The organism is Aeromonas sp. s6, assembly GCF_040907815.1.
GTDB classification, from domain to species: Bacteria; Pseudomonadota; Gammaproteobacteria; order Enterobacterales; family Aeromonadaceae; genus Aeromonas; species Aeromonas caviae.
Genome location: NZ_JBFOCN010000122.1, coordinates 78,825 through 91,778 on the forward strand (window position 1 = coordinate 78,825; position 12,954 = coordinate 91,778).

Annotated in this window: 9 protein-coding genes and 1 pseudogene; 7 read left to right on the plus strand and 3 right to left on the minus strand. The window is 64.6% G+C overall.

Translation table 11 applies throughout. The annotated features are described in order from the left end of the window. Positions 1 to 17: 17 nt before the first annotated feature. The gene (locus AB5Y50_RS19430) at positions 18 to 902 is read left to right on the plus strand and encodes a LysR family transcriptional regulator (RefSeq protein WP_128344474.1); all 885 of its coding nucleotides are present in this window, start codon (positions 18 to 20) and stop codon (positions 900 to 902) included. 71 nt (positions 903 to 973) lie between these two features. Here the strand turns inward: AB5Y50_RS19430 and AB5Y50_RS19435 are convergent, their stop codons facing one another. Further along, positions 974 to 2,146: an MFS transporter gene (locus AB5Y50_RS19435; RefSeq protein WP_039040518.1), complete on the minus strand. Its 1,173-nt coding sequence runs from the start codon at positions 2,144 to 2,146 to the stop codon at positions 974 to 976. A 164-nt stretch (positions 2,147 to 2,310) separates the two neighbouring features. On the opposite strand from AB5Y50_RS19435, the gene AB5Y50_RS19440 reads away from it, so the two are divergent. Continuing rightward, complete coding sequence (locus AB5Y50_RS19440) at positions 2,311 to 3,450, plus strand: MalY/PatB family protein (protein WP_041212604.1); 1,140 nt, start codon at positions 2,311 to 2,313, stop codon at positions 3,448 to 3,450. A gap of 148 nt (positions 3,451 to 3,598) precedes the next feature. Beyond that, a complete protein-coding gene (locus AB5Y50_RS19445) occupies positions 3,599 to 4,954 on the plus strand; it encodes a TAXI family TRAP transporter solute-binding subunit (protein WP_180911475.1) in 1,356 nt (451 codons plus the stop codon). Between the two features lie 63 nt (positions 4,955 to 5,017). Here the strand turns inward: AB5Y50_RS19445 and AB5Y50_RS19450 are convergent, their stop codons facing one another. After that, positions 5,018 to 5,920 carry a LysR family transcriptional regulator gene (locus tag AB5Y50_RS19450; protein WP_041212603.1) on the minus strand — a complete coding sequence of 301 codons (903 nt, stop codon included), beginning with the start codon at positions 5,918 to 5,920 and terminating at the stop codon, positions 5,018 to 5,020. A 190-nt stretch (positions 5,921 to 6,110) separates the two neighbouring features. Here AB5Y50_RS19450 and AB5Y50_RS19455 point away from each other — a divergent pair, with 190 nt between their 5' ends. The 4 genes and pseudogenes from AB5Y50_RS19455 (at position 6,111) to ygjK (ending at position 11,567) form a co-directional block, all read left to right on the plus strand. Beyond that, entirely contained in the window at positions 6,111 to 7,367 is a 1,257-nt protein-coding gene (locus AB5Y50_RS19455) for an adenylosuccinate synthetase (protein ID WP_042880306.1), read from the plus strand. 177 nt (positions 7,368 to 7,544) lie between these two features. After that, the gene (locus tag AB5Y50_RS19460) at positions 7,545 to 8,078 is read left to right on the plus strand and encodes a YbhB/YbcL family Raf kinase inhibitor-like protein (protein WP_049637270.1); all 534 of its coding nucleotides are present in this window, start codon (positions 7,545 to 7,547) and stop codon (positions 8,076 to 8,078) included. Positions 8,079 to 8,089: 11 nt separating this feature from the next. Next, a complete protein-coding gene (locus AB5Y50_RS19465; RefSeq protein WP_048207195.1) occupies positions 8,090 to 8,902 on the plus strand; it encodes an AraC family transcriptional regulator in 813 nt (270 codons plus the stop codon). A gap of 184 nt (positions 8,903 to 9,086) precedes the next feature. Next, a pseudogene (gene ygjK, locus AB5Y50_RS19470) lies at positions 9,087 to 11,567 on the plus strand (alpha-glucosidase). 78 nt (positions 11,568 to 11,645) lie between these two features. Here the strand turns inward: ygjK and tyrS are convergent. Beyond that, positions 11,646 to 12,845, minus strand: coding sequence for a tyrosine--tRNA ligase (gene tyrS, locus AB5Y50_RS19475; RefSeq protein WP_039040151.1), 1,200 nt, complete (start codon positions 12,843 to 12,845; stop codon positions 11,646 to 11,648). Positions 12,846 to 12,954 lie beyond the last annotated feature (109 nt).

A 12,954-nucleotide genomic window follows, 5' to 3' on the forward strand; every position in this document is an offset into this window, starting at 1 on the left:
CCCAGACAGGTTGCACTATGTTTCGTCCCAAGAGCACGTTTGAGCAATGGCGGATCTTTCAGGCGGTGGTGGACTGCGGCGGTTATGCCCAGGCTGCCGAGGCGCTGAACAAGAGCCAATCCTCCCTCAATCATGCGGTTGCCAAGCTGCAACAGAGTCTGGGGGTGGCCCTGCTGGAGGTGCGGGGACGCAAGGCGGTGCTGACACCGGCGGGGGAGATCTTCCTCAAGCGGGCGCGCCAGCTCAGCCAGCAGGTGGAAGAGCTGGAGAACCTGGCCAACAACCTGGAGCGGCAGTGGGAGCCGCAGATCAACCTCTATGTGTCCGTGGTGCAGCCGCGGGAGCGCCTCTACCGGGCGCTGGCCCACTTCTATCCCCGCAGCCGCGGTTGCCGCATCAACCTGCATGAGCGGATCCACTGCCACTTCAATGCGCTGCAGGCGGGAGATCTGATGCTCTCCGAGCACCTGCCCCAGGATCGCACCGGCCTGCCGCTGGACGAAGTCTGTCTGCTTCCTCTGTGCGCAGCGGGCCACCCCCTTGCGGAGCAGGGAGAGCCCATCACCGCCGAGGTGCTGGCCAGCCACAACCAGATAAGCCTGCATCCCCCCATCCACCGCTCGGTGGACTGGAACGATGCGGACGACACCGGCTGGAAGGCGACCCACTATCATGAGGTGCTCAACATGGTGCGCCTTGGCATGGGTTACGCCTGGGTGCCCCGCCACCTGGTGCAGGAGGAGCTCGCCGAGGGCTCGCTGGTGCAGCTCGACCTCACCGGCGGCAACGAGCGCTATCTCTACACCTACCTGCTCACCCCCTCGGTGGAGGCGCTGGGGCCGGCGGCCGAGCTGCTGCTGCGCTGCCTGCGCATCGAATACCAGGGAGAGAACCCCAGGTAAGGCCGCTTCTTCCCAGCACGACCGGGGCACTGGTGCCGGCACAGCCGGACATCGGCTCCCCTTTGCATCCCCTATACGTTGGGGACCCGCCAGCAGGCGGCCAGTGCCATCAGCGCCAGGGCCGCCGCCACCATGAAGACCCCGTGGAAGCTCCAGAGCTCCGCCACCGTCCCCGCGATGGCCCCCGCCATGATGGAGCCGGTGCGGATGCTGTTGGAAAAGAGCGTGGTCGCCACCCCGGCGCGCCCCGGCATCAAGTCCTGGAAATAGGACATGCCGATGCCGGCCACGATGCCGATGAAGATGGCATTGAGCAGTTGCAGCGCAATGAGGGCATGCTGGCTCGACAGGGTCACGAGACCGCCATAGAAACCGACCCCGGCCAGCACCGCCAGCAGCATCATGGGCCGCTTGCCGAAGCGCCGGGTGTAGTAGCCCGCCAGCAGCATGAAGGGGATCTCCAGGGCCGCCGCCGTGCCCATCAGCAAACCGGCCAGCTTCTCCTCCAGCCCCAGCTCGCGGGTGATGTAGAGGGGCATGTTGATGAGGTACATGCTGTTGCAGGTCCACATCAGGGTGGAGGCGATGAAGAGCGCCCGCACCGACGGATCCCGCCAGCTGCTCACCCGCTCCACCTCGCTGTCCATCACCGGCAGCGGCAGGGAGGGAAGCCAGCGCCACACCACGAAGGCGCAGATGACATAGGCCAGCGCCGAGGCCAGATACATCACCTCAAAGCCGTAGCCGATGGCGAGCGCGAAGGCGATGGGCGGCCCTATCACCCAGGCCAGGGAGAACTGGGCCCGCAGCACCGAGCTGAACATGTCGGCCTGTTTGTTGCGGCTATCGGCGTATTCCCGCGCCAGGGCGAACAGCTGCGGGCTGGCGGTGGCGGTCAGGCTCGCCAGCAGCACCCCCAGGCTCACCAGCAACCAGTACTGCCGGTTCCAGGCAAACAGCAGGGAGAGCACGATGCCGGCAAAGCAGCAGCGCAGGATCAGCTGCTTGCGATCCCCCTTGTTGTCGGAGCGGTGGCCGAGCCACTGGCTGATGAGGATGCCGATCACCGCGTTCACCGTGTAGAAGAGCCCCACCAGGAAGGGGCGCACCTGCACCTCCTCGGCCAGAAACAGGCTCAAGGTCGGCACCTGCAGCGCCACCGCCACCCCGGTCATGAAGGTCACGGCGAGAAACGAGAGAGAGACGGGATCCGGCCTCTTGCGGGCAACAGACAGCAAACTCATAGAGATACCATTGATATGGAAGAAAAAAAGGAGCCAGATGCGGGCGGGCTTGGCGTATGGCGGCGGCTATTTTATGTCATTATCAACAGCCACCTCAAGGGTTGCGGGGGGGCGTCCAAGTCCGTACATTGGAAGCCCATCCAGCGCCAGTACAAGGATTTAACATGTTTGATTTTGACCGGGAAATAGATCGCAGCGGTACCATGAGCCTGAAATGGGACAAATACAAGGGTCAGGATGTCCTGCCCATGTGGGTCGCAGACACCGACTTCGTCTCTCCCCCCGCCGTACTGGAGGCCCTTACCAAACGGGTCGCCCACGGCATCTTCGGCTATTCGCGCCCCTCTCCCCGGCTCATCGAACTGATCGTATCGCGTCTGGCCAGCCGCTATGGCTGGACCATCCAGCCCGAATGGCTCGTCTTCCTGCCCGGGGTGGTGCCGGGCCTCAATCTCGCCTGCAAGGCCTGGAGCCAACACGGGCGCGGCATCATCACCCCCAAGCCGGTCTACTACCCCTTCCTGCAGGCACCGGGCTTCAATGACCGCCCCCTGCTCACCGTCCCCGTGGTGGAGGAAGAAGGCCGCTGGGTGCTGGATCTCGAAGAGCTTGAGCGTCAGGCCCCCTCGGCGGATCTGCTGCTGCTGTGCAACCCCCACAACCCGGGTGGCACCGTCTTCACCCGGGAAGAGCTGCTGGCCATCGACGCCATCGCCGAGCGCCACAACCTGGTGATCTGCTCCGACGAAATCCACTGCGACCTGCTGCTGGACAAGGATGCCCGCCACATCCCCTATGGTGCCCTGAGCCCGGAGGCGGCCGAGCGCTCCGCCGTCATGATGGCGCCGAGCAAGACCTTCAACATCGCGGGCCTGTGCTGCTCCTTCGCCGTGATCCCCAATGCCCGCCTGCGGCTCAAGCTGCAACAGGCGATGCGCGGCATCAGCGCCGACGTCAATCTGCTGGGGTTCGTGGCGGCCGAGGCGGCCTATGAGGGGGGCGAGCAGTGGCTGAATGAACAGCTCGACTACCTGACCGGCAACCTGGCCCTGATCGAGCAGGCCGTGGCCCGCTGGCCCGGCGTCAAGCTGGCCCGCAACCAGGCCACCTACCTCGCCTGGATCGACATGAGCGCCCTGGGCCTGGACGATCCCGTCGCCTTCTTCGAACAGGCGGGCGTGGGTCTCTCCCCCGGCGCCCAGTTCGGCAACGGCCAGTTCGTGCGACTCAACTTTGGCTGCACCCGGGCCCGTCTCACCGAGGCCCTGGCCCGCATGGAGAAAGCCATTCTCCAGACCCGCTAGCGAACCGTTCCGGGCGGCGGCCCCAGGCCGCCCGGTGCGCGCGAAAGCGGTAAAATCCGTTCAGCTTCCCGTCTGATACGGATAAGATGAGGCTCATCACCGGATGAGCCCGCCTCCTCCTCATGTTCAGCCACGGTTTCGGTCCACTATGCGCCCATTCGCCTTCTCTGCCCTGTTGCGTCTGTCACGTACCGCCCTGCCCTGGCTTGCGGCCGTGCTGGCGCCCTCCCTCTTCGCCTCCCCCGCCTATGTCACCATCGGTACGGGAGCCCTCAACGGCGTCTACTACCCCACAGGGGGGGCCATCTGCCGCCTGCTCAACGAGGAGAGTGCCCGCCACGGCCTGCACTGCACGGTGCAGAGTACCTCGGGCTCCATCGCCAATCTGGCGGCCCTCGCCAAGGGAGAGGTACAGCTCGCCCTGATGCAGTCGGATGTGCTCTACCATGCAGTGCACGGCACCGGCCCCTTCGCGGGCCAGGCCCCGGACGATCAGCTGCGCAGCCTGTTGCGGCTCCACAAGGAGTCCCTGACCCTGATTGCCAGCGCCACCAGCAACATCACCACCCTGGCCGACATCAAGGGCAAGCGGGTCGATGTCGGCGCCCCCAACTCCGGGGACAGGGTCACCAGCCGTGCCCTGCTCGATGCCATGGGGTGGCGGGTCGCCGACTTCAGTCGCCCGCCTGTGATCTCCCCGGGCAACCGGCTGGAGGGGCTCTGTGACGGCACCCTGGATGCCGCCTTCGTGGTCGCCGGTCACCCCAATCAGGCCATCGGCGATCTCACCGGCCGCTGTCAGGCCCGCCTCATTCCCATCGAGGGGGAACAGGTGGACAAGCTGCTCAAGCAGCACCCCTACTACGATCGCAGCCGCATCGGCGCCAACCTCTATCCGGGGCAGACAAGCGGCGTCAACACCTTCGCCGTCACCGCCGAACTGGTGGCGCTGGCCAGCCTGCCCGAGAGCGAGGTGCGCACCCTGCGGGACGTGCTGAACGAGCGGCTCAAGCAGTTCACCCGACTGCATCCGGCACTGACCACCCTCACCTGGGAAGGCATGCAGGCGGGCAGCATCGCCCTGCTCCATCCCGGCATGCTGGATGCCGTGCCCACCCTCCCGGCGGACACCCTCACGGCATCCGGGGCCGGGGCCACCTCGGGCGCCCTGCCGACCTTGCCCCCGGCGAGCAGCGCGGCCACACCGACCGATGGGATAGACCCCCTGGAAGGCACCGCGCCACTGGAGGGGTCCGACACCTTGCCGGAGCAGCCGGCCGCCGCGACCCTCTCAACCAGTTCGGGGGCGGCCTCCACTAACCAGGCCCCGGCCCTGACCAAGCCCCCCACACCGGGCAGCGCAACCCTGGCGCCAGGCCATCCCCTGACCCCGCTTGAGGCGCCCGCCTCGGCGGCAACGCCGCTGGAGGCGCCATCACCGCAGGCCATGCCGGCCAGCCCGCCCAACCATGCGGTGGAGACCACAGCCCCCGCCGGGCAATGAACACCAACCAAGAGGCCACCCCAGGGGTGGCCTCTTGGTTATGGGGAACGGGCGCCTGGCCTGTCACGGCGCCAGCAGCAGCGCCGGATTCTGGATCTCCTCCTCCACCCAGTGCAGCAGTTGCTTGATGGCCCGCGACAGCACCTGGTTCTGGCGCACCACGTACCCCAGGCTGGTACCGGGAAAATCGGTGAGCCGGGTCACCGGGGCGGTCAGCTTGAGCCTGGGGTGCAGGGAGAAATCCGGCACGATGGCGACGCCAAAACCCGCCTCGGCCCAGTCGAGCTGGGCATCCACGCTCCCCACCTCCATGATGCGGCAGCTCGGCAGGCCGAGCAGGGGCAGGGAGGGATCGATCAATGCCCGGGTCCGGGTGTCGTGCCCCAGCAGGATCAGGGTCGGCTCGTCCAGAGGATCGCTCTCCCCCGAGCTGGCCCGCGCCTGCCAGCGGGCCAGGCCGTGCCCCAGGGCACACCAGGTCACCTGCTGCAACTCGGTGTAGAAGAGCGGCTCGCTGCGCTTTTGTGCCATCACGAAGCCCAGATCCGCCTTGCCCGCCCGCACCAGATCCGCCGCCTGATCCGAGGTGGTGTTGAACAGGGTGAGGTCGATGCCGGGGAAAGCCTGCTTGAAGCGCTGGAACGGCTGGATGAGCAGCAGGCGCGAGATGATGTCGCTGGCGGCGATGGCGAGCGTCCCCTGGCTCAACTGGCTCAGGGCATTGAGATCGGACTGGCAGAGCTGCAACTCGTTGATGGCGCGCTCGGCGCTTTGCAGCAGCCGCTCCCCCGCCTGGGTCAGGCGAAACGGGCTGCGCTCCACCAGCTTGACCCGGGTCGCCTGCTCCAGGTTCTTGAGGTGCAGGCTCACATTGGGTTGCGTCATGTGCAGTTCGGTGGCCGTCTGGCCGAAGTGCTGCAACCGGGCCAGGGTGACGAAGGTGTGCAGCCAGTGAATGTCCAGCATGGGGTTCCTCTTCTCCCAGGTCGATGGCAAGGCCAGCGCCGCCAGGGCACGGGCACCACGAAAGGGAGCGCGGTGTCGATAATGGCACCGGAATTATATGGCTTCCTTATCGGAATTATAAAGATAATTAATTTTTCTAATCCTCACGGGGCTCCTAGGATGGACGCCTAACGTCTTAGGAGAAAGAGTCATGTCGTCTATCGTAGTCGTAGGTGCTAACTGGGGTGATGAAGGCAAAGGCCGCATCGTCGATTATCTGGCAGGCCAGGCTGGCGCCAGTATTCGTTTCCAGGGCGGCAACAACGCCGGCCACACCGTGGTCAACGATCTGGGCACCTTCAAGCTGCACCAGGTGCCGAGCGGCGTCTTCAACCCGGATTGTCTGGTCGTGCTGGGCCCCGGCATGGTGATCAGCCCCGAGAAGCTCACCGTCGAGCTGGAAGAGGTCAAGGCCTCCGGCGTCATTCCCAAGCTCGCCATCTCTGACCGTGCCACCCTCTGCCTGCCGCTGCACGCGCTGGAAGACACCCTGGAAGAGCAACGCCTGGGTGACGGCGCCTACGGCTCCACCCGTCAGGGCATCGCCCCGGCTTACGGTGATCGGGTCATGAAAAAGGCGATCCTGGTGGGCTGGCTGAAACAGCCGGACGTGCTGGTCGAGCGCATCCAGTTCATGCTGGACTGGAAACTGCCGCAGATGAAGGCTCTCTATCCGGACTTCGAATTCACCCAGACCGCCCAGGAGATGGCCGACTGGCTGCTGGAAGTGTCCGCTCCCTGGCTGGACGCCGTCTGCAACGTCAGCATGCCCCTCAAGGCACTGCAAGCCGAAGGCAAGACCCTGCTGTTCGAAGCCCAGCTGGGTGCCGGCCGTGATCTCATCTACGGCGAATACCCCTGGGTCACCTCCTCCCACGTTTCCGGCGCCTACGCCGGCATCGGTGGCGGTCTGCCGGGCCTGCGCCCGGAGCGCGTCATCGCCGTGGCCAAGGCCTTCAGCTCCTCCGTCGGTACCGGCACCCTGCTGACCGCCATGGAGAACCAGGACGAGTTCCGCAAGATCACCAACGAGTTCGGCGCCACCACCGGCCGTCCCCGTGACGTGGGTTACTTCGATGCCGTCGCCACCAAGAACGGCGTCGAGCTGCAGGCTGCCACCGAAGTGGCCCTGACCAAGCTGGACTGCCTGACCGGTCTGCCGGATCTGAAGATCTGCGTGGCCTACGAAGGTGCCCACACCGAGAACCCGATCTGGCCGCAGACCGCCGCCCTCACCCCCGTCTACGAGAAGATGGAGAGCTGGAGCGAAGACATCAGCGCCTGCCGCACCTTCGCCGAGCTGCCCAAGGCTGCCCAGGACTATGTGCTGCGCATCGAAGCCCTGCTGGGCGTGCCGGTGCCCATGGTCTCCGTCGGCCCGGGCCGTGACGAGATGATCCTGCGCTAAGGCCCCTCGCCTCTCCCAAAAACCGGCATCCCAGGATGCCGGTTTTTTTATGCCCCTCAAAAGCCCCGAACAGCTCACAAAAGCCGTTTCCATGGCATAATTTGAGCCATACGGGCACTCTGTTTTGAGCCAGCCCCCTTAGAGTGAATGCCATATTCACACAAAGGAGTGCCCATCATGAGATCCCCCATTATCCCGCTGCTGCCCCTGTTCTGCCTCGCGGCTCTGCCCGCCGGCGCCATGACCCTCAAGAGTACCGACATCCGCGAGGGTGAACCCATGGACAAGGTCTTCAGCTTCAACGGCTTTGGTTGCAGCGGCGAGAACCGCTCCCCCCAGTTGAGCTGGCAGAGCCTGCCCGCCGGCACCCAGAGCGTCGCCATCACCGCCTATGACCCGGACGCCCCCACCGGCAGCGGCTGGTGGCACTGGCTGGTGGTGAACCTGCCGGCCAGCCAGAGCGAGCTGCCGAGCAATGCCTCCGGCAAGATCAAGCAGGGGCTGGAGCTTGGCACCGACTACGGTACCCAGGGTTATGGCGGCCCCTGCCCGCCCGCCGGTCACGGCATGCACCGCTACCAGTTCACCGTCTGGGCCCTGCCCAAGGCGCTGGAGGTGAAGGCCAACACCCCGCCCGCCATGGTAGGCTACATGCTCAACAGCCTGGCCCTTGGCAAGGCCACCCTGACCGCCACCTTCACCACCCCCTAGGAGCCCGCCCGATGAGCACGCCCCTGCTGCAACTGAATCACTACTTCGGGATCCGCCAGCAGCCCCTGCGCCGGGTGCTCATCTACGCGCCGACCCTCATCTGGGTGCAGCAGGGCCGCAAGCAGCTGTGGTGGCGGGAGCAGCGCCTCTCCTTTGACAAGGAGAGCTGGCTGCTGATCCCGGCGGGTCACCGGCTCACCTTCGTCAACCAGCCGGAGCAGGGCACGTTTCGCTCCCAGGCGCTCACCCTGCTGGCCCCGCCACCGGCCGAGTGGCTGGCAGAGAGCACCCTCGATCTCCTCAAGCCACCGGCCATCAGGGTGACGTCGGCCCTCGCCTTCTGCTTCGATCTCGTCACCACCATGGCGCAGCGGCAGCTCTGCGAGACGGCCCAGACCCAGCTGCTGCAAGGGTTTTATGGCGAGCTCAGGGAAGCGGGGGGCCTTGGCCTGCTCTTTCCTGCCACCACCATGACCCTGGGGGAACGGCTGGCCCGTTACCTCAGTGTGGAGCCTGGTCTTGATCACCGGCTGGAGACGGTAGCGACCCACTTCGCCATGAGCCGCGCCTCTCTGGTCCGCAAACTGGCCGCCGAGGGGCGCAGCTTTCGCCAGGTGCTGACCCAGGTACGCCTGGGGCACGCCCTCACCCTGCTGCAACAGGGGCTCACGCCGCTTCAGACCGCCCTCGCCTGTGGCTACGACTCCCCCGGCCGCTTTGCCGCGCGCTTCAAGGAGGAGTTCGGCCTGACCCCCCACCAATACCTGCGTACCTGCCCCTCCTCTCTCTCGCTGACTGCCACCACGAAAGTAAACAATTACTAAAACAAAAGACTATGTAACCTCGTGTAACCGGGTGATCCGGCTCACACTCGCCCCTCCTGCACTGTGACACAGCGCCAATAATCCCGTCATAATCGCCCTATAATGGCTCTCGCAAACGCTTTCACTAAAATAATCACTATAAAACACCTTCCTTAACCTACAAAAACTGTCATTGGAGCGAGAGATGTTTCGTAAAAATTTACTTTTCATCACCCTGAGCGTCGCCCTGTTCGGCCTCACTGCCTGCAACGGCAATGACTCCAGCAGCCCGGCCGCCCCCAGCGCCACCCTAGCGAATCAGTATCAGAACGTGATCGACCGCAGCGGCACCCCGCTCCAGTTCCGTGACTTTGACAGCTACGCCAACCTCAAATACAACCCGCTGCTCGATCTCGGCGCCTGGCACGGCTTCCTGCTGCCCGCCAGCGACAGCGAGTGGGGCGGCTTTACCGGCCCCATGGTCATCGCAGAGGAGTACAGCCTGTTCTTCGCAAGGGAATTGGACAAGCTGACCCTGAGCGACGAGAGCGGCCGCGCCTTTCCCCTCACCAGCGCCAGCAAACAGGCGCTGTACGCCATCCCGGGGGCGCTGGTGCAACGCTTCGAATTCGACCCCTTCACCCTGGAGCTGGAGCTGCGCTACGGCGATGCCCGCACTGCGCTGGTTCGCACCCGCCTCATCAACCACACTGACGCCCCCCTCACCCTCAAGCTCAACTGGCAGGGGGAGCTGCTCAACCAGTGGGATGCCAACAAGACGGTCGCCGAGCAGTACCCCGCCTGGACCCGCACCATCAGCCAGACCGAGCGCGGCGTGGCATTCCAGTTCGGCAAACTGCGCAGCACCTGGAACATCATGCAAAGCGGCAGCGCCAGCTACCGCATCGATCGCACCCTGCCGAGTAGCACCACCCTCGACGAGCAGGGGCTCGGCTACGTGAGCGAGGCCAGCCTCACCCTGGCCGCCAAGGGCCAGCAGGATATCTACACCCTGCAGAGCTATGTCCACAGCAGTGCTGACGCGAGCCGCTTCGAGCAGAGCCGCCAGGCGCTGCTGGCCGACCCCGCCAGCCATTTCGACGACTCCATCCGCCGCTGGGAGGATTACCTGGCGCGCGGCCTCTCCAATCAGGGGATCCCGGAGTCGGAGCGGCGCATCGCGGTCAAGGCGATGGAGACCCTCAACGGCAACTGGCGCTCGCCGGCCGGTGCCATCCTGCACGACGGGGTGACCCCCTCCAACACCGCCCGCTGGTTCGACGGGGTCTGGGCCTGGGACAGCTGGAAGCACGCCTACGCCATGGCCCACTTCAACCCCGAGGTAGCCAAGAACAACGTGCGCGCCATGTATGACTACTAGATCCAGGCGGATGACCCGGTCCGGCCGCAGGATGCCGGCATGGTGATCGACGCCGTCTTCTACAACAAGCTCGCCGATCGCGGTGGCGACGGCGGCAACTGGAACGAGCGCGACACCAAGCCGCCCCTCTCCGCCTGGGCCATCTGGGAGATCTACAGCGCCACCCAGGACAAGGCCTTCATCGCCGAGATGTACCCGAAGATCCAGGCCTATCACGACTGGTGGTATCGGGCGCGGGACAACAACCGCAACGGCATCATCGAATATGACGCCACCCGCCACGTCGAGCACAACGACGAGTTCGGCAACATCACCTTCAAGGTGCAGTACCCGACGGGGGCACCGGTCGGGCTGGATCTGTCGAGCTGTACCAATGAGGGAGATGGCTGGTATGGCTGCGCCGGCATGGCGCTCTATCAGCAGGTATTGAGCGTTGGCGGCTACGCCGACATGGATATCGGCGCCCAGCACGGCGCCGGCTGGGAATCCGGCATGGACAACGCCGCCCGCTTCGGCTTTATCGAGCCGGATCAGCTCAAGCGCTATGCCGACAAGACCTATGGCGGCGACATGGCCAGGGCGCGCCAGGACTGGAACGTCTTCTTCTTCGAAAACCATCAGGACGATGGCAGCCTCATCGGCTTCTCCATCGATCAGGAGTCGGTGGAGCTCAACGCCTTCCTCGCCAAGGAGAAACGCATCCTGGCCGACATGGCCGAACTGCTCGGCAAGCCGGACGAGGCGAGCCGCTATCGCGAAGGGGCGACCCAGCTGGCCGATTACATCAACAGCTGCCTGTTCGATGAGGCCTCCGGCTTCTATTACGACCGCCAGATAGCCCAGGGGGATCCGCCCGACGCCAACGGCTGCGTCGGCAAGCTGTTGACAGCCCGCGGCCGTGGCCCGGAAGGGTGGAGCCCGCTCTGGGCCGAGGTAGCGGACAAGGAGAAGGCGGCGCGGGTGCGCGAGGTGATGCTCAATGCCCAGGAGTTCAACACCAGGGTGCCGCTCGGCACGGCGGCACTGACCAACCCGGCCTACGACCCCGACATCTACTGGCGCGGTCGGGTCTGGCTGGATCAGTTCTACTTCGGGGTGAAGGGGCTGGAGAACTACGGCTATCGCAGCGATGCCCAACAGCTCGTCAACAAGCTGTTTGCCAACGCCGAGGGGCTGGCGGGTAGCGGCCCCATCCGCGAGAACTACAACCCGGAAACCGGCGCCATGCAGGGGGCCAGCAACTTCAGCTGGAGCTCGGCCCACCTCTACATGCTCTATCGCAACTTCCTGAAAACCGAGGGTTGATCCCTCTTTGCAGCCATGAGCCAACAAAAAGGCCTCCGCAAGGGAGGCCTTTCTTATGGCTGCGCCGCAGGTGGCGACTTACTTGACGGTCACCCGGGCAAACTTGCGCTTGCCGACCTGGTAGACGGCGGTACCGGCACCGATGAGGGCCTTGCCATCGTCCAGCTTCTCGCCATCAACCTTGACCGCGCCCTGCTTGATCATGCGCAGCGCTTCGGAGGTAGTGGCCACCAGATCGGCGTCTTTGAGCAGGTTGGCAATGGCCAGCCCTTCCCCTTCCAGTGCCAGCTCGACTTCCGGCATGTCGTCCGGAATGGCGTTCTTGGAGAAGCGCTGGGTGAAATCTTCGTGGGCCGCTTCGGCCGCCGCTTCGTCGTGATAACGGGCGATGATCTCCTTGGCCAGCCAGATCTTCACGTCACGCGGGTTGAGAGTACCGGCGGCGATACCTGCCTTGAACTCTTCAATCTCGGCGAGCGGACGGAAGGAGAGCAGCTCGTAGTAGTTCCACATCAGATCGTCGGTGATGGACATGATCTTGCCGAACATCTCCCCCGGGGCATCGTGCACGCCGATGTAGTTGGCAGCGGACTTGGACATCTTCTTGACACCGTCCAGGCCTACCAGCAGCGGCATCATCAGCACGCACTGGGTCGCCATGCCCGCATCTTTTTGCAGCTCGCGACCCATCAGCAGGTTGAACTTCTGATCGGTACCGCCGAGCTCGACGTCCGCCTTCAGCGCGACCGAGTCATAGCCTTGCAGCAGCGGATAGAGGAATTCGTGAATGGCGATGGACTGGCCGTTGCTGTAGCGCTTCTTGAAGTCGTCGCGCTCCATCATGCGGGCCACGGTCTGCTTGGCCGCCAGCTTGATCATGCCGGTCGCGCCCAGCTCACTCAGCCAGGTGGAGTTGTACTCGATGCGGGTCTTGGCCGGGTCGAGGATCTTGAACGCCTGCTCGGCATAGGTGAGGGCGTTGTGCTTGATGGCCTCTTCGGAGAGCGGCGGACGGGTGGCGTTCTTGCCGGAGGGATCACCCACCATGGCGGTGAAGTCACCGATCAGCAGGATCACTTCATGGCCCAGATCCTGGAAGGTCTTCAGCTTGTTGAGGATCACGGTATGACCCAGGTGGATGTCCGGCGCGGTCGGGTCCATCCCCAGCTTGATGCGCAGGGGGCGCCCTTCCTTCAACTTGGCGATCAGTTCTTCTTCAACCAGAATTTCTTCCGCTCCGCGCTTGATCTCGGCTAGCGCCACCTCGAGCTGGGACATTTTTTGACTCTCCAATCACGATTCCACAGGGCCAGACATATTACTGGAATGGCGGGCCAATTGGAAAGGCGGTAAACTCCGACCTTCTTCCGGGTTCAACTTTGTCTGC